This window comes from Arthrobacter sp. StoSoilA2 (assembly GCF_019977195.1).
Lineage (GTDB): Bacteria > Actinomycetota > Actinomycetes > Actinomycetales > Micrococcaceae > Arthrobacter.
This window is the reverse complement of the sequence record NZ_AP024643.1, coordinates 4568158-4593002: the sequence shown is the minus strand read 5'-3', so window position 1 is coordinate 4593002 and position 24845 is coordinate 4568158. Positions and strand designations below refer to the sequence as shown.

23 protein-coding genes are annotated in these 24845 nt (G+C 62.7%); 16 read left to right on the top strand and 7 right to left on the bottom strand.

Translation table 11 applies throughout. The features are described 5' to 3' along the window. Positions 1 to 25: 25 nt before the first annotated feature. Complete coding sequence (locus tag LDN82_RS20955) at positions 26 to 1612, top strand: dihydrolipoamide acetyltransferase family protein (RefSeq protein WP_224165717.1); 1587 nt, start codon at positions 26 to 28, stop codon at positions 1610 to 1612. A 100-nt stretch (positions 1613 to 1712) separates the two neighbouring features. Next, positions 1713 to 2309, top strand: coding sequence for a phosphatase PAP2 family protein (locus tag LDN82_RS20950; protein ID WP_224167590.1), 597 nt, complete (start codon positions 1713 to 1715; stop codon positions 2307 to 2309). A 36-nt stretch (positions 2310 to 2345) separates the two neighbouring features. On the opposite strand, the gene LDN82_RS20945 is transcribed toward LDN82_RS20950, so the two are convergent. From LDN82_RS20945 to LDN82_RS20935, 3 genes are all read right to left on the bottom strand, one after another. Then, on the bottom strand, positions 2346 to 2684 hold the full coding sequence (locus LDN82_RS20945; protein ID WP_224165716.1) for a hypothetical protein: 339 nt from the start codon (positions 2682 to 2684) through the stop codon (positions 2346 to 2348). A gap of 144 nt (positions 2685 to 2828) precedes the next feature. Next, positions 2829 to 3257, bottom strand: coding sequence for a universal stress protein (locus LDN82_RS20940; RefSeq protein WP_224165715.1), 429 nt, complete (start codon positions 3255 to 3257; stop codon positions 2829 to 2831). After that, a complete protein-coding gene (locus LDN82_RS20935) occupies positions 3254 to 4564 on the bottom strand; it encodes a PLP-dependent aminotransferase family protein (protein WP_224165714.1) in 1311 nt (436 codons plus the stop codon). Before LDN82_RS20935 ends, LDN82_RS20940 begins: the two co-directional genes overlap by 4 nt. A 110-nt stretch (positions 4565 to 4674) precedes the next feature. Between LDN82_RS20935 and LDN82_RS20930 the strand changes: the two genes are divergently transcribed. The 3 genes from LDN82_RS20930 (at position 4675) to LDN82_RS20920 (ending at position 7222) form a co-directional block, all read left to right on the top strand. Then, entirely contained in the window at positions 4675 to 5523 is an 849-nt protein-coding gene (locus LDN82_RS20930) for an isocitrate lyase/phosphoenolpyruvate mutase family protein (protein WP_224165713.1), read from the top strand. A 111-nt stretch (positions 5524 to 5634) separates the two neighbouring features. Beyond that, the gene (locus tag LDN82_RS20925; protein WP_224165712.1) at positions 5635 to 6702 is read left to right on the top strand and encodes a hypothetical protein; all 1068 of its coding nucleotides are present in this window, start codon (positions 5635 to 5637) and stop codon (positions 6700 to 6702) included. Beyond that, complete coding sequence (locus tag LDN82_RS20920) at positions 6683 to 7222, top strand: hypothetical protein (protein ID WP_224165711.1); 540 nt, start codon at positions 6683 to 6685, stop codon at positions 7220 to 7222. The genes LDN82_RS20925 and LDN82_RS20920 overlap by 20 nt, the downstream gene beginning before the upstream one ends. 24 nt (positions 7223 to 7246) lie before the next feature. Here LDN82_RS20920 and LDN82_RS20915 read toward each other — a convergent pair whose 3' ends face one another. Both LDN82_RS20915 and LDN82_RS20910 read right to left on the bottom strand, forming a co-directional pair. After that, positions 7247 to 8125 carry a GerMN domain-containing protein gene (locus tag LDN82_RS20915; RefSeq protein WP_224165710.1) on the bottom strand — a complete coding sequence of 293 codons (879 nt, stop codon included), beginning with the start codon at positions 8123 to 8125 and terminating at the stop codon, positions 7247 to 7249. 166 nt (positions 8126 to 8291) lie between these two features. Then, entirely contained in the window at positions 8292 to 8858 is a 567-nt protein-coding gene (locus LDN82_RS20910) for an NADPH-dependent FMN reductase (protein WP_224093246.1), read from the bottom strand. 86 nt (positions 8859 to 8944) lie between these two features. On the opposite strand from LDN82_RS20910, the gene LDN82_RS20905 reads away from it, so the two are divergent. The 9 genes from LDN82_RS20905 to LDN82_RS20865 all read left to right on the top strand — a co-directional run bounded on the left by LDN82_RS20905 (position 8945) and on the right by LDN82_RS20865 (position 19490). Further along, positions 8945 to 9550 (top strand): TetR/AcrR family transcriptional regulator, encoded by a 606-nt coding sequence (locus LDN82_RS20905; protein ID WP_224165709.1) that lies wholly within the window; start codon positions 8945 to 8947, stop codon positions 9548 to 9550. Positions 9551 to 9847: 297 nt separating this feature from the next. Continuing rightward, positions 9848 to 10831 carry an ABC transporter permease gene (locus LDN82_RS20900; protein ID WP_224093251.1) on the top strand — a complete coding sequence of 328 codons (984 nt, stop codon included), beginning with the start codon at positions 9848 to 9850 and terminating at the stop codon, positions 10829 to 10831. Beyond that, positions 10831 to 11802 (top strand): ABC transporter permease, encoded by a 972-nt coding sequence (locus LDN82_RS20895; protein WP_224165708.1) that lies wholly within the window; start codon positions 10831 to 10833, stop codon positions 11800 to 11802. The genes LDN82_RS20900 and LDN82_RS20895 overlap by 1 nt, the downstream gene beginning before the upstream one ends. After that, positions 11799 to 13946, top strand: a complete 2148-nt coding sequence (locus tag LDN82_RS20890; protein ID WP_224165707.1) for an ABC transporter ATP-binding protein — start codon at positions 11799 to 11801, stop codon at positions 13944 to 13946. Before LDN82_RS20895 ends, LDN82_RS20890 begins: the two co-directional genes overlap by 4 nt. Before the next feature lie 74 nt (positions 13947 to 14020). Continuing rightward, positions 14021 to 15748, top strand: coding sequence for an ABC transporter family substrate-binding protein (locus LDN82_RS20885; RefSeq protein WP_224093255.1), 1728 nt, complete (start codon positions 14021 to 14023; stop codon positions 15746 to 15748). A 219-nt stretch (positions 15749 to 15967) separates the two neighbouring features. Continuing rightward, the gene (locus tag LDN82_RS20880; RefSeq protein WP_224165706.1) at positions 15968 to 17017 is read left to right on the top strand and encodes a Gfo/Idh/MocA family oxidoreductase; all 1050 of its coding nucleotides are present in this window, start codon (positions 15968 to 15970) and stop codon (positions 17015 to 17017) included. A 172-nt stretch (positions 17018 to 17189) separates the two neighbouring features. After that, complete coding sequence (locus LDN82_RS20875) at positions 17190 to 17876, top strand: hypothetical protein (protein WP_224165705.1); 687 nt, start codon at positions 17190 to 17192, stop codon at positions 17874 to 17876. Between the two features lie 181 nt (positions 17877 to 18057). Continuing rightward, positions 18058 to 18606, top strand: coding sequence for a sigma-70 family RNA polymerase sigma factor (locus LDN82_RS20870; protein WP_224165704.1), 549 nt, complete (start codon positions 18058 to 18060; stop codon positions 18604 to 18606). Next, on the top strand, positions 18603 to 19490 hold the full coding sequence (locus tag LDN82_RS20865; protein WP_224165703.1) for a hypothetical protein: 888 nt from the start codon (positions 18603 to 18605) through the stop codon (positions 19488 to 19490). The genes LDN82_RS20870 and LDN82_RS20865 overlap by 4 nt, the downstream gene beginning before the upstream one ends. 117 nt (positions 19491 to 19607) lie before the next feature. On the opposite strand, the gene ald is transcribed toward LDN82_RS20865, so the two are convergent. Then, a complete protein-coding gene (gene ald, locus LDN82_RS20860; protein ID WP_216926266.1) occupies positions 19608 to 20726 on the bottom strand; it encodes an alanine dehydrogenase in 1119 nt (372 codons plus the stop codon). Between the two features lie 208 nt (positions 20727 to 20934). On the opposite strand from ald, the gene LDN82_RS20855 reads away from it, so the two are divergent. Beyond that, the gene (locus LDN82_RS20855; protein WP_224165702.1) at positions 20935 to 22149 is read left to right on the top strand and encodes a helix-turn-helix domain-containing protein; all 1215 of its coding nucleotides are present in this window, start codon (positions 20935 to 20937) and stop codon (positions 22147 to 22149) included. 143 nt (positions 22150 to 22292) lie between these two features. Further along, complete coding sequence (locus LDN82_RS20850; RefSeq protein WP_224165701.1) at positions 22293 to 23213, top strand: AEC family transporter; 921 nt, start codon at positions 22293 to 22295, stop codon at positions 23211 to 23213. Between the two features lie 245 nt (positions 23214 to 23458). Here LDN82_RS20850 and LDN82_RS20845 read toward each other — a convergent pair whose 3' ends face one another. Further along, positions 23459 to 24844, bottom strand: coding sequence for a hypothetical protein (locus LDN82_RS20845; RefSeq protein ID WP_224165700.1), 1386 nt, complete (start codon positions 24842 to 24844; stop codon positions 23459 to 23461). Position 24845: the final 1 nt, after the last annotated feature.

Genomic DNA, 24845 nt, shown 5'->3' with positions numbered 1-24845 from the left:
GGGCAGACGGAAATCGAGGACCACCGTGACTGTAAAGAAATTCAACCTGCCGGACGTCGGCGAAGGCCTGACCGAGGCCGAGGTAGTGGCTTGGAAAGTCAAGCCCGGCGACACCGTTGCAATCAACGACGTCCTGTGCGAGATCGAGACAGCGAAATCGCTCGTTGAGCTCCCTTCGCCCTTCGCCGGAACGGTCACCGAGCTGTTGGTCGAAGAAGGCATCACGGTGGAGGTCGGCACGGCAATCATCGCCGTTTCGGACAACCAGCCCGGGGACGCAGGACCGGTGACCCAGGCTCCGGCGTCGGCTCCCGCGGCCGATGCCCCTCTCTACGGCAAGCTTCCCGCTGATACCGACAACGGCGAAAACGGCCCGGCAGGCGGGCCGCTGGTGGGTTCCGGCCCCAAAGCCGACGCCGTGAAGCGCCGTGCGCGCAAGCGTCCAGCCGGTGCTGGCGAGGCAACTACGGTCGCCGAAAACGCCGAAGGTACAGTCCAGGACCACCAAGCGGTTCTGGCTGCCCAAGCAGCCCAGGCGCCGGTGCCTCATCGCCCGACGGCGGCACGTGCCGCCGTCGCGCAGGTCACCCATGCGCCGGTCACCCAAGCGCCGGAAGTCACGACGCCAGAAGGCACAGCGCAGGGAGTATCAACGGCCCAGACCGCCGCATCACGCGGTGCCGCCATCAGCGGCACCATCAGCGGGCTCGTCAACAAAGTCCTGGCGAAGCCGCCGGTGCGCAAGTTCGCCCGCGATCTCGGCATTGACCTTGCCGACGTCGTAGCCACGGGACAGCGCGGCGAGGTGACCCGCGAGGACCTGGTCAGCTATCAGGCGCAGCGTGACGCTGAGCTGGATCAGGCGGAGTCTTTCTGGGGTGCTTCCAAGAAGCCGCAGGACCAGAGGATCGAGCGCGTACCCGTTAAGGGTGTGCGTAAGGCGACCGCCAAGGCCATGGTGGAGTCCGCGTTCACGGCACCGCACGTCAGCATCTTTGTTGACGTCGATGCGAGCCGGACCATGGAGTTCGTCAAGCGGCTCAAGGTTTCGCGGGACTTCGAGGGAATCAAGGTATCCCCGCTGCTTATTTTGGCCAAGGCAGTCATTTGGGCGGCCGCGCGGAACCCCAGTGTCAACGCCACGTGGGTGGAGAACGCTGATGGCAACGGCGGTGCGGAGATCCAGATCAAGCACTTCATGAACCTGGGCATTGCAGCTGCAACACCACGTGGCTTGATGGTGCCCAATATCAAAGACGCACAGGACCTCTCCCTCAAGGAGCTGGCCCTCGCCCTGAACGATCTCGCCACCAAGGCCCGGGCGGGCAAGACGCAGCCCGCCGAGATGCAGGGCGGCAGCCTGACCATCACCAACATCGGTGCGCTTGGCATTGATACGGGTACGCCCATCATCAACCCGGGCGAGGTTGCCATCATTGCGTTTGGAACCATCAAGCAAAAGCCGTGGGTTTTGGACGGGGAAGTGATTCCGCGGTGGATCACCACGCTGGGTGGCTCCTTTGACCACCGGGTGGTGGACGGCGACCTCTCGGCCCGCTTCATGGCCGATGTGGCTGCCATCCTTGAAGAACCGGCCCTATTGCTTGACTGATCGCCGTTGCTTGACTGATCGCCCGGCCGCCAACACGGCGGCTTCAGGGTCGAACACCGCTGTGGCTTCTGGCAACTCTGGTCATGTGCCTGTCCGGTTGCTGTCAGGACCCTGGCCCGTTGTTGCCCGGGTCCTGACGGAAGCCTTCCAGCCGCCCATCGTAGTGACGGCTCTCCTGTTGATCAGTCCGGCTATCGAACCCGGCTTTCCCGGGACCATGGGTTTTGGGCTGCTGGGAGCTCTCTTCGTCTGTGTCCTGCCGTTGGCGTACGTGCTGGTGATGGTCAGGCTGGGCAGAATCACCGATCATCATGTCAGCGACCGCCGGCAGCGGCCACCGTTGCTGTTGCTTGCCTTGATTTCCGTGCTGGCGGGCGTGGGGGTGCTCCAGCTGATCAGGGGTCCGACGAGCGTTTCACTGATGATCATTGCGCTGCTCGGAGGCATTGCCGTTCTTGCGGTGGTGAGTGCTTTTTGGAAGATGAGTGGACACGCTTCGGCCATCGCAGCCGCTGCAGTCATTACCGTTTTGATGTTTGGGCCAGCTTGGCTGCCCGTGTTGGTGATTGTTCCGGCCGTGGGGTGGTCGCGGGTGGTGCTTCGCGCCCATACGCTCGGTCAAGTCGTCGCCGGGTCTTTGTTCGGCGGTACCGTCATCGCGGGTTTGTGGTGGCTGCTGCGGGAGTGGATGCTCTGAGGCCAGGCCAGCACCTGCTGTAAGGGCGGCCCCGCTTTAGAACGCGGGGTAGTTGACCAGCAATGCCTGAAGTTCCGTGGTGGACATGTGGTTTGCCATCTCCACGCTGATGCCCATAGCCATGGCTGCGAAGGTGATCATTGCGACGCAGGCAAGGGAGAGGAACCGCCAGTCCTTGCGCATGATGCTGGTGAGAGTTTCCGGCATGTTCAGGCTGGGGGAAATCATGTTGGGGGCGCTGTCCCAGGAGCCGTCGTCGAGCATCGCGATGATGCGGTCATTCGCGCGGTCAAAACGCATCGTGCTGATGCTCTTGCCGTGGCGGGCAAGCAGGATGTCGTGTCCAACGCGCTGGCGCGGCTGCAAAGTAAGCAAGTGAAGTCCCCTGAAGTCAGTTGATGGAGGATGGCTCACGCCATTGGGGGCATCTCAATTTTATAACGATGACTTCGGGGGACAGGCCAAAATCACGCCAAAAGCCGGGTGAGGCTCCCCACCCGGCGGCGTGATTCAGGTCGCTTACGGCTGGTCGGTCTTGGCGATGTAGACATCGCAGGGGGCATTGTGGGCCACTGTGTTGGCTACGCTGCCAAGGACACGACCAAGGCCTTGCATGCGCCGGTTGCCCACCACGATCAACCGCGCTTCGAGCATTTCTGCTTCTTTGACCAAGGCTTCACCGGGTTTGCCGCGGGCAGCCGAGTACGTTACCTCGAGGCGCTCATCAGCCAGGCGCTCCGCCACTGTGCGGGCGACGGCTTCGGCTTCGGCAGCGTCTGACACGATCCATTTATCGGTCCCGATCTCAACTACCTCGGTCTTGTTGCTATCGAATGCGCTCACCACGCGAAGACTGGCGCCAATCCCGATGGCCAGTTGCTGGGCAGCCTTGGCCGCCCTCATCGCCGTCTCGCTACCGTCTACTCCTACAATGACAACCCCGGTCATAGTGATGCTCCTTCAGTGTTGGCTTTGATGGCCTCTGCGAGAACAGGGGCCAGACGACGTACGCCTTCGGCAATCGTATCCGGCGGTACAGCACTGAACGCCAGACGAAGCTTGTTGGATGGGCCATCTGCCGGCGAGAACGCTGCGCCGGGTATGAAGACAACCCCCGCATCGATGGCCTTCTTCAACAAAGGGTAGGTGTCCACGTTTTGGGGCAACGTGACCCAGACGAAGAATCCACCGTCGGGACGTGTCCACGAGAGCCCCGCTGGCATGTATTCGTCCAGGGCGCCGAGAAGGGCTTTGCAGCGTTCTGCGTACAGGCCGCGGTAGGTTTCGATTTGCCCCCGCCAGTCGTAGTCACGCAAATATGCGGAGACAAGCATTTGGTTCAGGGGCGGTGGGCAAAGCGTGACTGCTTCGGAGGCCAGGTAGAACCGACGCTGCAGGTGGGCGGGCACCAAGGCCCAGCCAATGCGGAGACCCGGCGCGAAAATCTTGGAGAAGGACCCCAGGTAGATGACGTCATCGGGATTTGCAGCCCGCATCGGTGCGATCGGGTGGCCGTCAAACCGCAGCAGGCCGTAGGGGTTGTCCTCCAGCACAATGATATTCGCTTTGCGGCATATATCTACGATCCGCTGCCTGCGCGACTCTGCCAGGGTGATACCCGAGGGATTGTTGAAGTTGGGGATCGTATAGAGGAACTTGATGCTCTTGCCCTCTGACTGGAGCGCGGCGATCCTGGCCTCAAGCAGTTCAGGTACCAACCCGTCGTCGTCCATTTCGATTGGCTCCACCTGCACCTGGTAGGCCTCGAACGTATTCAGGGCACCGACGTAAGTGGGGTTTTCGACAAGGACAACGTCGCCGGGATTGCAGAAGACCTTGGTGGCCACATCCTGCGCTGACTGGGAACCAGCAGTAATCACGATGTTTTCAGGCTGGGCGTCCATGATGCCTTCTGCGGCCATGATCTCGCAGACTTGCTGGCGCAGTTCAGCGGTCCCTTGGCCACCGCCGTATTGCAGGGCGGTCATCCCTTCTTCGGCGATGATCCTGGCGGCGGTCTGGCCAAGCTTTTCCAGCGGCAGCGACTGCAGGTACGGGTTGCCGCCTGCGAGCGAGACAAGGCCGGGCCGCATGGAGATATCGAAGACGTCGCGGACAGCGGACTGCTTGATGTTGGCGGCCCGCGCGGAGAACAGTTCCTCGTGCGGGTGGGCGGCGGCCGTGGCGGCCCGCTCAATGGCGTCGATGGCTTCAGCGGGCAGCTTGGTGCCGGCATCCAATGTTTCGTGGGTCACAGTGACAGGATACTCCTGAAGGTTGCTAATTAGGCAACATATGTTTTCAAGAACGCGCCGGTTTGCGTGGATTCCTTTACGCCGGGAACGGTAGGGGCTGGAATGTAGCTATGACACTGCACCGGGGATCCGTGACCAAAGCCGAACTCTTCCACAAGCTTCACGACGCCGGACCCACGCCGCTGGTCCTGGTGAATGTCTGGGACGCGGCTTCCGCCCGCGTGGTGCAGGAGGCTGGTGCGACGGCGATAGCTACCTCAAGCTCGGCAGTTTCCTGGAGCCTGGGCTTCCGGGACGGGGACCACGTGCCTTGGGGACTGGCGATGGCGGCGCTCGGGCGGGTGGTAGGGGCAACCAAACTGCCGGTAACTGCCGACATCGAAACTGGATACGGGCGCACGGACGATGAACTTCGGGCCACCGTGCACGGAGTGCTGGATGCAGGCGCGATCGGCATCAACATTGAGGATTCGGCTGCGGAGCCACTGACGGACATCAACGAACAATCGCGGCGTATCGCTTTGATCCGTGCCGTGGCGGACGAGCGTGGAATCCCTTTGTTCATCAATGCCCGAACCGACACATACCTCTCCGGACAATATTCGGACAACGCTTACGACGAGACCTTGCGCCGTGCTGAGTCCTACCTCACGGCGGGTGCGGACGGCATCTTCGTTCCCGGGGTCGTGGACCTTCACGTCCTGCACGAACTCTCCAGCAAGATCCCCGCGCCCCTTAATGCCCTTGCGGGAGTGGGTGCGCCATCGCCACTCGAACTTCACGACGCCGGCATACGGCGCGTCAGCATCGGCGGCAATACGGCTAAAGCTGCCTACGCAAAAGTCGCACGGGTGGCGAAGGAAATTCTGGGCGACGGCAACTGGGCAGGATTGGCAGGCACCCGCAGCCACGACGAGATGGATGCGCTCTTCGCCCAAGGGCCCAAGTACAGGCCTTAAGCAGCGCGGTTTGCGGCAGATGAAAGCGCACGACGCCGGAACCCGGCTTTAATGTCTGACCCCGCCATTAGCTTGGAATCAGTAGCAAAGACCGCAGGCAGGGGAGGGCGGATGGCAAGACGCAGTGTGCAGTTCTGGCGCATTGACCAACTGAATGGCGAGGACCTGCGCGCTCCGTTTCCGGCGCGCCGCGTTGCGGAGGTACTCAAGAAGGCCCAGGAAGCTGGGACGGACCGGCATTTCATCGGCATGGACGGCACGGTGTTGGTTGCCCAGACCGCATCTTTCTCACCGCATCCGGTGATCCTCCTGGATCGGGTCCGCGATACGAACCTGCCCAGCGTCGGGGATGCGCTTGGGCGCCGCAAGCCCCTCCCCTTGGAGCCGGGTGACCATCTTCTGGAAACCACCTACTTTGCCTTCCTGAAGCGGAACGTCATCGCCGTGTTGACCAGTGGCAACGGCCCCCGGGCTTCCAGGATGGGGGAGTACCTCGAAGGCATGCTGGGGCTTGAACCCGGACTGGTCCCGGTGGTCCGTGAGGATATCGAGGAGATCCTTACCAGGCTTGAGGTGAGTCGCTTCGAGTTCGCGCTTCCTGCTGAACGCCTCTCCGGAAAGTTGATGGAGGGTGAATGGGCTGACGTTCTGGAGAGTGCCTCACGCCTGGTGACTGAGGGAACCTTCCGGATTTCCCTCACTGTGGGCCGTTCGGGAGGGGCCGGGGACAAGCAGCGGATCCGGGAACGCATTCAGCAGCTCATTGACCTCTTCCGCAGGGCGGGATCCGTAGAGCACTTCGACTACGTCGTGGCCGAGGGCAAGGACTCCCTGACCGGTGACCGCGAGGTGGTTGACCTGCTGAAAGAGCGTTTCATCTCCCATGTCGAGGTGGACCCCGATGTGTTCAACGATCCCCGGAAGTCCGCTGCCGAGGCAGTCGCCATCCTGAACAAGCAGGCCAGGGACAACGAAGCATTCTTCGCCCTCACGCTGCCGGAAATCAGAGGCTCAGCAGACTCGGTCCCTGTGCCGGACATCGTCGCAGGTGGAATGGCGGCAGTGCGGGAAGCTCTGGCAGCGTCCACAAAGGAGGAAGCCGCCAAGGCAAAGCCCGGGGATGTTAAACCAGCGGAGGGATCAGAAGGCAGCGCGGATCATGAGCTTGTACGAGGTTGACGTAGAGCACGCCGGGCGACGCCGGACGGTGTGGAGGTGGTTTCTGCTCCATCCGCCGGCAGACTATGCGTGGGCGGTAGTGGCTGTGCTGATGTGGCTTGGGTTGGCCTGGCTATTGGAGCAGCCCTTGATGCTGGAGGGCGTCGATCCAGGTGCCCGTCGAACCCTATTCCAAACCCTCGCTACGTTGGCTGGTGCTACCGCTGGCCTCACGCTCACCAGCGTCTCCATGCTGATCAACGTGCTCGGCAAAAAGGCGGCGCCCGGGCAGCGTGAGCTTCCCCTGGAGAAGCTCACCGCCTTGCATCGTCGCCAGATCGGAGAAGTGTTCCTGTTCGCCATCCCGGGGCTTGGCCTGCTGGTGGTGGCTGCCCTCGTCACCGTGGTGCTGGAGGGCGATGGTCCCAGGGGCCTCTGGATCCCGGAGGCGGTTGTCTTCGTTCTCGCCTTCGCGTCCGTGCTTGCGCTGCTCCGCGTGGCGTGGGCGCTCCGGCGGGTGCTGGCCATCGCAACGGCTTGAGAGGCACTAACCGCACAAACCGCACTAACGCAGGCTCAGCGCCTCAGCCAAAGTCTTGCCATTGATGTAGATTTCGGCCCGGGATGCTCCGCTGGCGGAGACGATGGTGTGGGTCAACTGGGCTTCAATGCGCGGGATGTCGCAGACTCCTCCGGGGCGCAGCGTTCCACTCAAATTCACCACCACGGTTGCTCCGCTGACGTATCCCGACGCGAAGTGCAACGAGGAATCAGCCAGCGAATCGTAGAGGCCCGCGCCGGTGTCCAAGGGCATGCCGGCTTCCAGCAGGCGGCTCAGGGCCAGCGTCAAAGGGTCGCCGGGCGCCAGGGCGCCCCGGACCGGCACCAGGCTGTCGTTGCATCCGAAGCGGACACCTCTTGAGCCCCCGTCGTCAACGGCAACGTAGTAGACAGCCGGCCCCAAATTCAGGTCCTGGGGTACGGTCGCAGCCCGGGCGACGGGAGCAACAGCCGTCGGTGAAGGGCTCGGCGTAGCGACGGGTACAGGCTCGACGGCGTCACCTTGCTTGGGCGTTTCGGTCGCCCCAATGCCAGGGGTACCCGTGCCGGAACTGCCGGAGCTGCCGGAACTGCCCCTGCCCCCAGGGCCCGAAGTGCTGGAAGGTTCGGCTGTCGAATCACGGTCCGCAGTGCCCCCGGTCGTCGTGGACGGCAGAGACGGAGCGCCGGAAGCCCCATCCGCGGCAGCATTGCCATCACGCGCCGGACTCGAGGGGCCCGCCACGGGAACAGGCGAACCAGCCTCGGGCGATGGCAAACGACCCGGGTCCGAAGTGCAGCCGGCCAGCAGCAGACCCAGCACGAGGCAGGCAGCCGGGATCGCCGTCGTACTTGTTGGCCTCCGCCCGGCACGCATGACAGCCCCACGCTCCTGTCCGTCCACCTGTAGTTCAACGTTAGGCCCGTGTCACTTGGAGCAAAATGCCGCTACGGTGACGGTTCGGACAAGAGTTGATCACGCTGCGTCCCGTAGACACGGGAAACGCAAATGCCCCCGCTCCATCCTGCAAATTCGCAGGCACGGAGCGGGGGCAAGGAAAGCGCTAAGACTAGGCTGCGGCTTCTTCTTCCTGAACGGCAGTCAGGGGCTCGAAGATAGCCTTGATCTGCTCGACAACCTCGGCGTCGTCCTTCGGGTGGAGTTCAGCGAAGCGGATCATGGAACCCGGGACTGCCAGCTTGACGTCGTCAAGGACCTTGGCGCCGGCGATCCCGACAGCCTTGCGGGCCTCGTCCTGTGCCCAGACTCCGCCGAACTGGCCGAAAGCGGTTCCGACGACGGCGGTCGGCTTGCCGCTGAGTGCGCCGGCGCCGTAGGGGCGGGACAGCCAGTCAATGGCGTTCTTCAGCGATGCGGGCATGGTGCCGTTGTGCTCGGGGGTGACGAGGAGAAGGGTGTCGGCGTTTGCTGCAGCGGCGCGCAGGGCCGCAGCTTCGGCGGGAACCTGGCCTTCGACGTCGATGTCCTCGTTGTAGAACGGGATGGTGCCCAGGGAATCGTGGATCTGGACTTCGACGTTCTCCGGTGCGTTCAGCTGGATGGCTTCGGCGAGCTTCTTGTTGTGGGAATCAGCGCGGAGGCTGCCGACGAGGGTAAGAACGGTGCTCTTTGACATGGTGTCTCCTTTGTAAGTGTTGGGACCTTCACTGATACTAAACGGACTGCGGTCCGGTTTCTATTCCCGGGTCTAGAATGTTTCTTGTGAGCTCGATCCCAATCCAGCCGGACGTGCCCTTCGGTCCGCCGCATGAGCGCAGCGATGCCGCCCGGAATCGCGAGCGGTTGCTCTGCGCTGCCCGCGAACTGGTTGACGAGTTCGGAGTAGAGGCGCTCACCATGGACGCGCTCGCCTGCAAGGCCAAAGTAGGTAAGGGAACGGTGTTCCGCCGCTTTGGTAGCCGGGCCGGCCTGATGATGACCCTTCTGAGCGACTCTGAATCTGAATTCCAGCGCGGCTTCATGTTTGGCCCGCCACCACTGGGCCCGGGCGCGACGCCGAGCGAACGCCTGGTGGCCTTCGGCGAGGGCCGTATCTACTTCGTCCTGGAAAACGGTGAGCTCCTCAAAGCCGCCGCAACCAATGCGCGCAATCGCTTTGACGTGCCGGCCACCGTCCTTGCCCACCGACATGTAGAGGTCCTGCTGCGGGAGGCCGGCATCGCGGATCCGTGGGTCATGGCGATGTCACTGCTTTCCGCGCTGGATCCGGAACGAATCGTCAACGACGTGAGGGTTCACGGCATCTCGCCGAAGAGGCTCACGGACTCCTGGCGCGAACTGGTCACGCGCCTCATGCGATCTTCCTAGCCCACCTACGAGACTAGGCCGTAAGCGCCACAGTGCCGCGGACGTTGGGATCGTGACGCGAATACAGATAACAATCTGGCTGCAGGCTTGAAACGGGGCCTCTTTGAGCGAAACGTGAAGCAGTTATTGTGGTAGTTTCCTCTTGAATGTGACCCATGCCATAAAAGGGCGGTGTTCACGTGGAGGGGTCTGGGGGCCATCACCCTTCATGCCAATTCGTAGCTGATGCCGGCCACAGCCGGGAACCGCGGAAGGACGAGCATTGAGCTTTGCCACGATCCAGGGCAGCCGCCCGACATGCTGAAATATCTGACTAAGCGGTCGGGCATCTACCTGATCATGATCTTCCTGACCACGAGCGCGGGCTATTTCCTGGCAGTATCAACGCTCAAACCGGCGGTCCTGGAACAAGAGAAGATCCCGCGGCCAACCCCGGAACAGGTGGCAGCCTCCTTCCGTGGCCTTGGACTGGACCCTGACGCCAGTCCCTGGGAACGCTATATTGGCTGGCTCGGCGGCATCATTACCCGCTGGGACTGGGGCCGCAGCCCAAACGGGGCATTCGTCAACGCCGAATTCGCTGACCGGGTACTTGTTTCCACAAGGCTGTTTATCGCCTCCATCATCCTGACGCTGATCATCGGCGTCGCGCTCGGCGTTTATTCAGCAGCGCGGCAGTACAAGTACCAGGACCGCGTCATCACGTCCTACAGCTACCTGGTGCACATCCTTCCCGCGCCGATCGCCTACTTCCTGGTGCAGTTGGGGGCCATCAGCGTCAACGAAACCGTAGGCCAGCGCATCTTTTTCGTCACCGGCATCTCGACGCCGGGGATCGAGCCGGGTTGGCCGGCTTTCGTTGACCTCGTGGCCCACTACGCCGTGCCCACCTTCGCGATGACCATCTTCGGCTGGGCCGGTTACCAGATAGCCCAGCGGCAGTATCTCCTGGACAACGTGAATGCCGACTTTGTCCGCACAGCCAGGGCAAAAGGTTTGACCCGCAACCAGGCCATCAGACGGCATGCCCTGCGGGTCTCCTTCATTCCTGTGGCGCAAAGCATCGCCTTCACCATCCCCGCGATCTTTACCGGTGGCTTCTTTGCCGAGGCGATCTTCGCCTGGCCAGGCATCGGCCTGTGGAGTATCCAGGCAATCGGACTTCAGGACGTCAACGTCGCCACGGCTACGCTGGCCTACGGCTCAGTGATCTTCGCAATCGGTGCCATCCTTGCCGATTTCGCCACAACGCTGGTCGACCCACGAGTGAGGGTCCAGTAATGACGAACATCATTGACCCCATCGCGGAAATCGACGAATCCAGGGTTGCCGACCAGGACGTCGTCATCGGCAAGACCCGCATTATCTTCCGTCGCTTCATGCGCAACCGTACCGCCGTCGCCGGTTTGTTCATCTTCCTGGCGCTGTTCCTCTTCTCCCTGTTCGGCGGGTTCCTGACACCCTGGGACAAGGACACGATTGATCCCCTCAACATCGGAATGGGACCATCACCGGATCACTTCCTGGGCACGTCCCAAGCAGGGATCGACCTCCTGGCGCTCATCGTTGAAGGCACTCGGATCTCGATCTTCATCGGCCTGATCGTGGGAGGCGTATCTGTCCTGATTTCCGCCGTCTATGGCTGCACCATGGCGTTCTTCGGCGGCAAAGTGGACGCCGTGATGTTGTTCATCCTTGAAGCCCTCATCATGATGCCGGCCATCCTTGTGGTCGCCGTGGCCACCAGTGGGGGCGGCGGACTCAAGGACCTTCCCAGCTGGCTCCTGCTGATCATCGTGCTGCTGTTCTTCAGCTGGATGGGCACGGCCCGCCTGGTGCGCTCATTGTCGATGTCCCTCATGCAGCGGGACTACGTCAAAGCCGCCAAGTACATGGGTGTCCCGTCCCGCAAGATCGTCTGGCGCCACCTCGTCCCGAACATCGGCTCGCTGTTGGTCCTCGATTTCACCCGCGGTATCACCGGTGCGGTGCTGGCCGAAGTGGCGTTTTCCTTCATCGGCATCGGCATCAAACTCCCCGATGTCAGCCTGGGTGTCCTCATCGGCCAGGCCACTGGCCAGGTGTCCTCGTTCCCGTGGATGTTCTGGGTTCCGCTGACCGTCATGTTCCTCCTGACCGGTTCGCTCGCGATGATGAACGATGGCCTCCGTGACGCCTTCGACCCCAGCTCCAGTTCGATCGGCCGCGCGAAGCGGACCACAGCACGAACAGTAAAGAAGACCCGCAAATGAGCACCAACATCTCCCACACGCCCGCAGAGCGGCTTCGCGACGCTGGACTCTACGCCCCCGGCGACGCCGTCCTGAGCGTCCGGGACCTCAACGTCCGCTTCAATTCCGAGAACGGCGTGGTCCACGCAGTGCGCGGCGTGGACTTCGACCTCATGCCCGGCAAGACCCTGGGCATCGTGGGCGAATCGGGGTCGGGAAAGTCCGTGACGTCCATGGCCATCATGGGACTCCTCCCCGAGACTGCGGACATCTCCGGTTCGGTGCGCTACAAGGGCAAGGAACTCCTGGGCCTCAGCGACAAAGCCATGTGCAAGCACCGCGGCAGCGACATCGCCATGGTGTTCCAGGACCCGCTATCGTCGCTGACCCCCGTTTACACCGTCGGGAACCAGATCATCGAGGCCCTGACCGTCCACAACCCCACCATGAGCAAGCAGGCCAAAGAAGCCCGCGCCGTCGAACTTTTGCGGATGGTTGGCATCCCCAGTCCCAAGGACCGGTTGAAAGCCTTCCCGCACGAATTCTCCGGCGGGATGCGCCAGCGCGTGATGATCGCCATCGCGATCGCCAACGATCCACGTGTGCTCATCGCCGATGAACCGACGACGGCGTTGGACGTCACCATCCAGGCGCAGGTGCTGGAAGTCCTGCACACCGCGCAAGAGGAGACCGGCGCCGCCGTCGTCATGATCACGCACGACCTCGGCGTCGTGGCGGGCATGGCCGACGACATCATGGTGATGTACGCAGGGAAGCCGGTGGAAACCGGGACTGTGGAGGACATCTACTACAACCCACGGATGCCGTACACCATGGGTCTCCTCGGCGCCGTGCCCCGCGTTGACACCGCCAACAAACAGTCACTGGTTCCGATCGAAGGCACGCCGCCCAACCTGACGCTTCCCGTAACCGGCTGCTCGTTCGCGCCGCGTTGCCCGCTGGCCAGCGATGCCTGCCTGCACGGCGAGCCCGAGCTCTTTTCGGTGCCGGGTTCCGAAGGCCACAGGGCAGCCTGCATCAAAACGGACCAGCTATCGGGCGACGCGGACGTCCACGAGATTTTCCAGGCGCCGCCCAAGCCCGTTTCAAAGTTCGACGGCGTGGCTCGCCTTAAGCGGGACAAGGTCCTTGAGCTCAAGGACGTGAAGAAGCACTTCCCACTCCTCAAGGGCGCGCTGATCAAGCGCAGGATCGGCACGGTCAAGGCCGTTGACGGGCTGAGTTTCGACATCCGCGAAGGCGAATGCCTCTCGATCGTCGGCGAATCCGGCTGCGGCAAGACCACCACGCTCCTGGAAATCATGGAATTCCACCCGGACCAAGTGGGCGAAGTGGTCATCGGCGGCGTCAGCAATAAGGTTGCCACCGACGCCAGGACCAAGATGGCCATGCGCAAGGAAATGCAGATGGTGTTCCAGGACCCCACGGGTGCACTGGATCCACGCTTCACGGTGTACGAAGTCCTGGCCGAACCGCTGGAAAACCTGGGCATGCCCAAGGCCGCCGTCCGGAAGCGCATTATGGAACTCATGCGGCTCGTGGGCCTGCAGGCGGACCACGTCAACCGTTTCCCCAACCAGTTCTCCGGAGGCCAGCGCCAGCGCATCGGCATTGCGCGGGCGCTCGCAGTGAACCCGAAACTTGTGGTGCTGGACGAACCTGTCTCTGCTTTGGATGTCTCCGTCCAGGCCGGCGTTATCAATCTCCTGGACCAGCTACGTGCCGAACTGGGCCTGAGCTACCTGATGGTTGCCCACGATCTCTCCGTGGTCCGCCATATCTCGGATCGCGTGGCCGTGATGTACCTGGGCAAGATCGTGGAAACCGGCGACGTGGACGAAGTGTTCGACAATCCGCGGCATCCCTACACGAGAGCCCTGCTCTCTGCGATCCCGGTACCCGATCCCAATCTGGAACGCACGCGTGAACGCATCATCCTGCAGGGCGACCTTCCCAGCCCGCTTGATGCGCCAAAGGGTTGCAATTTCGCAACGCGTTGCCCGGTATTCGCCGCACTACCTGCCGCCAAGCAGGAGAAGTGCCTTACTCTGGAGCCGCCACTTGCTTCAGAAGGTCAACAGGAGTTTGCATGCTTCTTCCCGGACGGGGAAATAGATGCCGACATGCTGGTGGTGCATGCCTGACGACAAATGACTCATTGATTGAACCCTGTATTCAATTCGTAAAGATTTCCAGTCGTAAACATGAAGGGCAAACCATGAAGAAGTACACGACGATCGGCGGCGTAGCAGTTGCAGCTGCGCTGATGCTGACCGCTTGCGGCGGGGGAACGCCGTCGGGTCCGGCCTCCCAGAAGGCCGAAGAAGCTGGCGGTGACATCAGCAAGCTCATTAGCGTTAATGCCAAGGAAGCCAAGGACCTGGAGCAGGGCGGCACTGTCACCCTTGCCATAGGCAGCATTGGCCCTGACTTTAACGGCTTCTCCAATGTGGGCAACAGCGCAGACAACTCTGCGCTGATGACTCCGGTTAATACGGCCTCCATCAACAGCGGCGGCATCGGCGGCTGCTGGAAGCTGGACTTCGACGGCAAAGCAGAGCCCAACAAGGACTTCTGCGAAGACGTCAAGAGCGAAGTCAAGGATGGGAAGCAGACCATCACCATCAAGGTCAATGACAAGGCGACCTGGAACGACGGAACGCCGATCGACGTCAAGACCTTTGAGAACACGTGGAAGATGCTCAAGGGCGACGATAAGTCGATCGACATCGTTTCGGCCGGCGCTTACGCTTTCGTGGACTCGGTCAAGGCCGGCGCCAACGACAAAGAAGTCATTGTCACCACCACCCAGCCCGTCTTCCCTTTGGAAGGTCTCTTCTTCGGCCTGATCCACCCGGCAATCAACACGCCTGAAATTTTCAACACGGGCTTCGCAGGCAACATGCACCCCGAATGGATGGCCGGCCCGTTCAAGATTGAAAACTACGACACCACCGCAAAAACGGTGACTATGGTTCCCAACGACAAGTGGTGGGGCCAGAAGCCGGTCCTTGACAAGGTGGTTTGGCGCCAGATGGAGCCAAGCGCCACGATTGCCGCGTTCAAGAATGGTGAAATCGACGCAGCCAACGGCCGTACCCTGGGCCGCTACAAGCAGCTCGAAGGTACCAAGGATTCCGATATCCGCCGCGGCCAGCGCCTGTTCGCAGGTGGCCTCAACCTGAACGCCAAGCGCCCGGCCCTTACGGATGTGGCCGTACGCAAGGCAATCTTCACCGCAGTGGACCGCAAGGCCATCCGCGATGTCCGCTTCAACGGCTTGAACTGGTCCGAGGAAAGCTCGGGTTCCATGATGCTCATGCCTTTCTCCGAGTACTACCAGGACAACTACCCCGTGAAGGAAACCGGCCCTGAGCAGGCCAAGAAGGTCCTGACCGATGCCGGCTACGCCCCGAATGACAAGGGCATCATGGCGAAGGACGGTGTTCCTGTTTCCTTCAAGATCACCAACTTCGGAGACGACCCCACCACGGCGGCAACGTCGCAGACCCTGCAGAACCAGCTCAAGGCAGCGGGCATGGATGTTTCCATCGATCAGCGCGGAGACGCCGACTTCGGCAAGGTCATTGGTGGCCGCGAGTTCGACGTAACCATCTCCGGTTACACCGTGGGTGCAGACGCAACCGACGCCGTGAAGCAGTTCTACGACTCCACCACCAACGAGAACGGCCTGGGCGACGCTGAGCTGGATGCCGAGATCAAGCGCCTGGCAACCATCGCAGATGACAAGGAGCGCAACAAGGCGGCCATGGACGTAGAGAAGAAGCACATGGAGAAGTACTTCTCCATGGGCACCGTCCTCAACGGCCCGGAGATCCAGTTTGTACGTACGGGTCTGGCCAACTACGGACCGTCCCTGTTCAAGAGCCTGTCCAACGTTCCGGACTGGACCACTCTCGGCTGGGAAAAGGGCGCCAAGAAGTAACGCTTTGCCCTAGGACCTAAACACAACGAGGCCGGGAGCTTCCCTGAACCTGCTCAGCGGTTCAGGGCGGCTCCCGGCCTTTTCCGATCCTTCTCTCACGTCCTGCCGCCTTTTCCCGATCGTTCTCTCACGTCCTGCGGCCTTTTCCCGATCGTTCTCTCACATCCTGACCTTCCGCAGTGCGCACCGCCGGGAGGTTTACTGAATTAGCCTTGGGGCATGACTTCCAGGCCGATTCGCACCGCCATCGCAGGTTTTGGGCTATCAGGCAGCGTGTTCCACGCGCCCTTCATTGCAAGCAACAGTTCGTATGAGCTTGCCGTCATTGCAACATCCGACGCCCAAAGACAGGCCAGAGCCGCTGAACGATACCCGCAGGCAAAGGTAGTCAGCACGCCGCAGGACATCCTGGCGCTAGCCGGCGAACTGGATCTCGTCGTCCTTGGAACACCGCCCGCCACGCATTATCCGCTGGCGAAAGCCGCTCTGGAAGCCGGGCTCGACGTCGTCGTCGATAAGCCGTTTGTCGTCCACAGTGCCCAAGGTGAGGAGCTGATCCAACTCGCCGCGCAAGCGGGCCGTGTCCTCACCGTCTACCAGAACCGCCGCTGGGACGGAGACGCGCTCACGCTTAAGAAACTGCTCGACGCCGGGACGCTGGGTGCGGTGACCAGGTTTGAAGCGGGAATGGAGCGCTGGGCGCCGGAGATCGCGAAAGCGTGGAAGGCAAGCGCAACTGCCGAGGACGGCGGTGGGGTCCCGTTCGACCTCGGTGCACACGTGCTGGACCTGGCCGTCCAATTCTTCGGACCCGCGCACGTCACCTATGCGGAGATCATGGCACGACGTCCGCAGGAGAAGGCCGACGACGACGTCTTCATCGCGCTCCAGCACCAATCCGGCGTCGTCAGCCAAGTGACCCTGAACCTCAACAGCCACCTCCACGGCCCCCGCTTCCGCGTGCTGGGCACGAAGGGCGGCTTTGTTAAGTTCGGCACCGATCCGCAGGAACCCTTTATTCTGGGCGGTGGACTGCCGACGGCCGCGGAGTACGGCGTCGAACCTGCCGAAAACTACGGGACCCTTGAGTTGGACGGCAAGCGCCGAACCGTCGCCACCGAGCGCGGGGCCTACCAGGAGTTCTATCGCCTCCTCGCCGAAAAGATCGACGACGGCGGTGCGGCCTCCGCGCTTCCCTCACCTGTGGATCCGGCCGACTCAGTGGCGGTGCTGAAGCTGATCGAACAGGCCAGGGCATTGGCTTCCTGAGTGTGGATTTGTTCAGGCAGGTCCTGCCCGGAAACATTTTTTTGAGGAAGGCGTAACCTCAACGGTGCCCGGAACGATGTAGAGGGTGTGCGGGCCACGTCCGCACGCTGATCATCCGGCAGCGACCCAAACGCTGCCGGGGCAATCCCCACATCGTTTGTCGGAGGCTTTTATGTCCTTGTTCACTGTCCTTGCCACCAGCAAAGTCGCCGCCGGCGTCCTGGCTGCCGGAGCCGTAGCTGCCGGCGGAACCGGTGTCGCTGCCTTCAATGGCGCGCTTCCCACCGAAATCCAGCAGAGCGCCCACGACCTCGTCGGCGCACCTGCACCGCTCGCCACGAAGGCGGCAGACGCGGCCGAAGCCGGCCAGGCCAAGGCGACTGACGCCGTCGAGACCGCCCAGGCAAAGGCTACCGACGCCGCCAAGACTGGCGAAGACAAGGCAACGGACGCTGTTGACGCTGCGAAGTCCAAGGCCGAAGACGCCGTCGCCGCAACGCCTGAAGCTTTCGGTCTCTGCACTGCCTTCATCAACGGTGGCCTCAAGGCTGACACCAAGGTCCCCGGTTTCAAGTCCCTGGTTGTTGCCGCAGGCGGCGAAGCCAACGTTGAAGCCCACTGCCAGGCAGTAGTCGACGCCGGCAAGGCTGCCGGTCTGAAGGCTGAAGGATCCGCAGACGCTGACGCTTCCGTTGCAGCCAAGGTGCCGGCCGTTCCGGCTGTCCCGGCTGTTCCGGGAACGGACGGCGCCCCGGCTGTCCCCGCTGTCCCTGCAACACCGGCCGCTCCGGCGCTGCCGACGCAGGTGCCCACCGAGGTTCCTGCCGCTCCCGGTGCAGGCCTCGATTCGGTCCGCTAAGCGCTCAGCGGTTACGGTTTAAGGGTGGGGCTCCTTCGTCTGGTACGGGGAGCCCTACCACTTTACGGACGGTCGAGTACGTAACAGACGGCAGTGGCAACGGATGTCCTGACCCCGGGAAGGAACCGGGGAGGGTGCTCCAGAGAGGCCGCTGCGCTGCGCGGGATGGAGGCATCCACGGGTGCTAAACCCATTAGCTGATGAATATGTGCAGACGGACGATGACGATCCCGCTCTGCTCTTCACCGATGCCTACAACCAGTTCTCCGGCCCGGTTTTCGGCTACCTCCGCGCCCGCGGTGTGGACGATCCCGAGGCCGTGACACAGGACGTCTTCCTCGCCCTGTATCCGAAGCTGCCGGACCTGCAGGGCGGCCTCCAAGGCGCCAGGACCCTGCTGTTCTCGATCGCCCACGCGCGCATGGTGGACCATTACCGCAAGCGTGAACGGACCCCGGATTCAGCTCCGTATGAGGCTGAGCTGGATGCGCGGCGGGCGCCCTCGGCCGAGGACCAGGCATTTGGCCGCGGCAGCCTGGGCGTCACGGAACTTCTGGAGGACCTCGCCGCAGATCATCGCGAAGTCCTGGCGTTGAGGGTGGTGGCTGACCTCTCCGTGGAAGAAACGGCGGCCATTATGGGCAAATCCCAAGGGGCAATAAAACAACTGCAGCGCAGGGCATTGAGTGCACTGAGGAAAAGTGCACTACGAAGGAATGGCACACCATGAGTGAACACATCACCCCGGCCGGACGACGGACCGGTGGCGCCGACGGTTATACAGGCGAGCAGGCCGTTGACCGTCTGTTGGCCGATTCCGGATTCGACGACGCCCGCGACATCCGTGCCGAACTTCTTGAACTGCGCTCCCTCGCCAGCACCGCTCCGCCGCCCTCTGCGTCCGTCCGCGCGTTGATGATCGGCGGCCGGGCGGCCAGCGGCACAGGCACGACGGCGGAGGTCGCCTGCGCCACGGCGGGTGCACCGACGGCGGTACTTACGTCCGTCGAAGGATCCACTGACTTAACTTCCCTTGACGAACTCGCGGCCCGTCGTCGTCGTAAGCGGCGCACTGCGATCGCCGGGCTCGCTGTGGCAGTGTCATTGGCAGGCGGTGCTACGGCCGCGGCTGCTTCCGAGGGTGGCATCCCGGGTGCTTTCCAACATCTGGGCTCGACAATCGGCTCAGTAGTTTCGCAGCTCACGCCGGGATCAGGCAATGGATCGGGGCATAATCCTGGTTCCCCCTCCGAGCAGGAGCGTGGCCGCACTGTGACTCCGGCAACCCCATACCCATCCGGCCGCAACCCCGGGGGCAATGGCACCTCGGGAAATGGCGCCAACCCGGGCGAGGAGCCTCAAGGGGGCACCAATGGCGCGTCCGGACATTCCAATTCACCCAAGGCTCCCAACGGGGGAACGCCCGAAATACCCAGGATTCCCGGGAATGGTCAGCCCGGCAACATCAGCATCCCGACTCCCGCTGCACCCATCACCCCGCCGGGCATCGAGGCCCCCAACGTAACCCCGCCGACCCTTCGGCAATCGGATAGCCCTGTGCCGGTTCCCACTCACGTGGTCCCTGAGGAACCAGTCACCCCCGGCAACGGCTAGAGCACGGGATTTCTGCCCAGCAATTTTCTGCCCAGCACGTGCAAAGCCCGCTGTTCCGTTGCTGGACAGCAACGGAACAGCGGGCCGGCGACTTGTCACCGCCGCAAGGGGCAAAGCCTAGGCGGTAACCACGCTGTGCCAGTCGGCAACGAGGGGCAGGTTGTGCGCCTCGGAAACCGAGTGGTGTGCCACGTGGCCTGCGGCGATGTTGAGGCCGGCGGCCAGGGCGGGGTCTCGGTCGAATGCGGCCTTGACACCCAGGTTGGCCAGTGCCACGGCGTAGCGCAGGGTGACGTTGGTCAGTGCGTACGTGGACGTGTTCGGAACAGCGCCAGGCATGTTGGCAACGCAGTAGAAGATCGAGTTGTGGACCTTGTACGTCGGTTCCTGGTGGGTGGTGGGGTGTGTGTCCTCGAAGCAACCGCCCTGGTCCACGGCGATGTCCACCAGCACCGAACCCGGCTTCATCCGGGACACAAGTTCGTTGGTGACCAGCTTGGGAGCCTTGGCGCCCGGGATCAGGACGGAGCCGATCACGAGATCTGCGTCGACAACTGACTTCTCGATCTCGTAGGCGTTGGATGCCACGGTCTTCAAGCGGCCCTGGTAAAGGGCGTCGAGTTCCCGCAGGCGGTTGATGTTGATGTCCATGATGGTGACATCGGCACCGAGGCCCAGCGCCATGGCGGCAGCGTTGGTTCCGGCAACACCGGCACCGAGGACAACAACTTTGGCCGGACGGACGCCCGGTACGCCGCCAAGGAGGATTCCCTTGCCGCCAGCCGGTGCCATCAGCGAGGAAGCGCCGACCACCACGGACAGGCGGCCTGCGACCTCGGACATCGGGGCGAGCAGCGGAAGGGTGCGGCCTTCCTGCACCGTTTCGTAGGCGATGGCCGTGACGCCGGAGTTGATGAGCTCGGCAGTGAGTTCGGGCTCGGCGGCGAGGTGCAGGTAGGTGAAGAGGATGAGGCCCTTGCGGAAGCGGTGGTACTCGGCCTTGATGGGTTCCTTGACCTTCATGACCATGTCCGCGCGGCCCCAGACGTCGTCCGCGTCGGCAACGATTTCAGCGCCCGCGATCGAGTATTCCTCGTCCGTGATGCCAGAGCCCAGGCCCGCACCCCGCTCAACCAGAACGGTGTGTCCGTGAGTGCGGAACTCGTGGACACCTGCGGCCGTGATGGCTACGCGGAACTCGTTGTTCTTGATTTCTTTGGGGACGCCGATGATCATTTGCTGGCTCCATCGTTTGCGGCTTTTTCGGCCGGATATTTGCTGTGGGCTGTGATTCCAGAATAAATCCGGCTGTGAGGCAGGCGACATGGATCTTGTAGCCCGCCTGAATGGAAACCGCGGAAATTCAAGGAACTTTTGCTATGCGCCTCGACATTTGTCGAGGTCTGGGGCGTCAGGTGTCGCCTGATGTTGGTACGCTTTCTGGATGCAGCAGGACGTCGAGGAGATCGTTGAACGCGTGGCGCTCAAGCTTGGCAGGGGGCTGTCCCTGGAAGACCTCGACGGCGTCCTCCTCGCCTACAGTTCCAACCAATCGCACGCAGACCGCGTGAGGGTGAACTTCCTCCTGAGCAAACGCGTGCCCAGCGATGTCAGTGCCTGGCAGCTCTCCCACGGCATCGCGACGGCGGTGCGCCCGGTTGTTGTTCCGGCGAACGACGAGCTGGGCATGCTCGGCCGCGTTTGCGTCCCGCTGCTGGTGCGCGGTTTCCGGGTGGGCTACTTGTGGGTGCAGCAGGACCTTGAGGAGCAAACCGCGACGGCGATACTCGCCGAACTGCCCGGCGTACGTGACGAACTGGACCTGTTGGCTGCTTTGTTGCTGGACTCAAACACCGCGGAATCGGAGTTCAGAAGGAGGCGGGAGCAGGAGTTTCTGGCGGCCTGCACAGGCGAATCGAATGCAGTGGCAGCGGTGGCCGGTTGGAAGGAGATCCAAGGCCGCGGTCCTTGGCAACTGGTGACCATCCTGGACGCGGATGGCGGCGGAACCGACGTCGACCCCATTGCCGCAACGCTAACGCACCGAACAGCAGCGTTGCAGTCCACCATTGGTGTCAACGCCGCGCTGTTCAGCGCCGGGACGGAGACCCATTCCGTTGTCCTGTTCCGCGAATCCGGTGGCCGGGCTGATCACGCCCAGGTTCTGGTGCACTATCAATTGGAGCTTGCAAAGCGGGCTGGCCGCAAAGTGGACCGGGTGATCCTGGGCATCAGTGAGCCGTTCCAGGTTATCCGGCAACTGGCGGGCGCCTACAGGCAATCGAAAGTGGCAGCCCAGGCCGCAGCCGTGGATCCGCCCCTGGGGGAATTGGTGGAGAGCCGGGCGGTGGGCGTGTATCAACTCTTCGATCGTCTTCAGGCGCCGGGCGGTTGGGATGACACGGGTTCCGTTCATTTCCGGACGTTGGAGGACCAGGACAAGAACGGCGAACTCCTGCCCGTGCTGGAACTGCTCTATGACAACGACAGCTCAGTGCAGGACGTCGCAGCGAAACTTCATCTGCACAGGAGCAGCATCTACAACCGCCTTGGCCGGATCCGCCAACTCATCGGAGCTGATCCGTTGAGCGGGGCCATCAGGCTCGAGTTGCACGCTGCACTGAAGGCACAGCGCTGGGCTTCGCGGCCCCGGATCTAGCGAATATCCAGGGTTTCAGGCCGCCAAGTGTTTTGGGCCGCCGAGTGTTGTAGAACGTGTGCTGCGGAACGGCCGGAATTGGACAGTCCTCCAGGCGTCACTTACGCTGAGAAAACGGTTTCTGACGAATTCTTAGGAGCACTGTGGGCGGCGTTGTGTCGGGGATCCTCATCGTCGCCTCGGTCATCGCGGTGGGTTACTTCGCCGCCCGCTACAAAGTGCTGGCCCCGGATGTACAAAGCGCACTGACCCGGACGGCTTTCTACATCACCAATCCTGCACTGCTGTTCACGGTGGTAGGTGGAAGCGACATTCGTGCCGCCTTCGGCGTCGACGCCCCTCTTGCGCTCCTGTCAGCAACCGTCATAGGCCTTCTCTATTGTTTGCTGAGCTTTCTGTTCTTCCGGCGGCCGGTCGCGGAAACGGCGGTTGGTGCCATGGCAAGCAGTTATGCCAACGCGAACAACATCGGTATTCCTGTTTCCCTGTATGCAGTGGGCACGGCGCAGCACGTTGCTCCAGTCCTTCTGGTTCAACTCCTGATCATGGCGCCCTTCTACCTGAGCGTCCTGGGCGTGGCGGGCGGCACAAGAATCTCGTGGAAACGGATGCTGTTGCAGCCTTTCTCCAATCCCATGATTATCGCCTCGGGCCTGGGGGTGGTGATGGCCCTGACCGGGTGGGAGGCTCCGGAGCTCGTTCAGAGACCCATCGATATGCTGGCCGGCGCGGCCGTCCCCATGGTTCTGCTGGCTTTTGGCATGTCGCTGGCTGGCAAGGCGCCGCTCCAAAAGGGCGATGGCCGCGTGGAGACCGTAGTTGCCACCACCTTGAAGGTGGCTGGCATGCCAGTGGTGGTCTGGGCGCTGGGGCGCTTCGTGTTCGGCTTGGAGGGTCAGCACCTCTTGGCCAGCGTCATCATGGCCGCACTGCCAACCGCACAGAACGTCTTCCTATTCGCTTCTCCCTACGGACGCGGGATGACAATGGCCCGGGATGTCATCCTCTGTACAACAGTCCTGTGCATCGGGGCGTTGGTTATGGTTGCGTGGCTGCTTGGATAGAAGCGATCGAGGCCGGGAAAAAGCGACACACGAAACAAAAGAGGCAGGCACCCGGGTGGAGCAGTTCAGGGTCGGGTGCCCGCCTCATCTTGTTGTCGTGATTCCGGTTCCTGTGATTCCTTAGGCCCGGCGCAACCGCTGGCAGCTCCAGCGGCCCATCCGATTGCGGAAGGTGGCAGTGCGGCTGCTGCTGCAGTACCGGCCATGCCATCCGACGTGCGCGCTGGTCCTGGGAAGCCGCGTGCTCATTTCAAGATCCCTGTGGCGCCGTCAAGTATGCCGTCCAGGTCCAGGGGTGAATCGCTGGACGGTGTGGTGGTGCTGGGACTGCCGGTCGGCTTTGGCTTTGGCGCCGGAGCCTGTGTTGGAGTGGGTGCCGGAGTAGGTGCCGGAGTGCCGGTGGGGGTCGGCGTCGTCGTGGCAGGTGGGGTGGTGACCGTGTCCGACGGAACCGGGCTCGGGGCCGGCTGGGTTGGAACAGGAGTTGTCACGCCCGGGACGGGAACAACAGCCGACGGGACTGCCGAAGGCACCCAAACAGGATCCGCGAGTGACACTTGCGGAGTCGGAAGGGACGACGACGGCGCCTGGTCGGGTGCCTCTCCTGACGACTGCGTTGCTACGGTTGCCGGCTTTCCGGCCTCGCTGGTGGCCGACGACGCGGAGGCGCTGGCGTATGACGAGCTGGGTGCAGGGGTAGCCGAAGTTGACTGCCTGCTGTCGCTACCCGTCTTTGCGTCGCTTGCTTCCTGGGCCGGCGTTTCCTGCCCGAAGAAGGGAAGCTCGAAGGCCTGGCTCATGGTGCCAACGGTCAATACCAAGCCCAAGGCCCCAGCGACGACCGCCATGCGCTGGCCCATTGTTTTGACCGATGCGGCCTTGGTGAGCACGGCGTGTGGTTCATGGCTGAAGGATGACCCACCCAAGGACGAAGCTCCCAGGGACGAAGCTCCGAAGGCAGGGGCGCCGCCTGCCGGGGTTTCGCCAGCAGTTGCCGCCTTTCGGGCCGTACCGCTCCCGGATTCCTGTGCGCGAAGGGCTTTCCGGCTTGCGAGACCAGAGGCGGCGGTCGCGGCTGCGGCAAGCTGTGCGGGGCTCTTAGCCTGAACGATCGGGATGGCAGCGGTGGCAGGTTCGGGATTCGCTGCGGGTTCGGGCGCGACCGGTTCGGGCGCCTGAACGGTCGGGATGGCAGCGGTGGCAGGTTCGGGATTCGCTGCGGGTTCGGGCGCGACGGGTTCGGGCGCCTGAACAGCTGGAATCGCAGCAGTTGCCGGCTCAACGGGAGCAGGGTCCGCCGGAGCAGAGTCCGCTGTTGCAGAATCCGCTGGTGCTGTTTCTGCTGGAGCAGTTTCAGTGGGGACTGTCTCAGCAGAAATAGCTGCCTGGGCTGCCCGTTCACGCTCTGCCGCCCGAGCGGCCGCGCGCGTGGTGGGTGCCGCCGTTTGGGGATTGGAAGCAGAAGCGGGAATAGAAGCAGTGGCGGGTTCCGGCGTCGCGCCTGCTAAACCTGCTTCTGCTTCCGGCGTGCTGGTGGAGGATCCGCTGGGTTGGGCCCGACGGCGTCCGGTTGGCTGGGTACGCTCGCGCGCTATTTGGGCGCGGCGCGGCTGATCCATGGTTGGGGACATG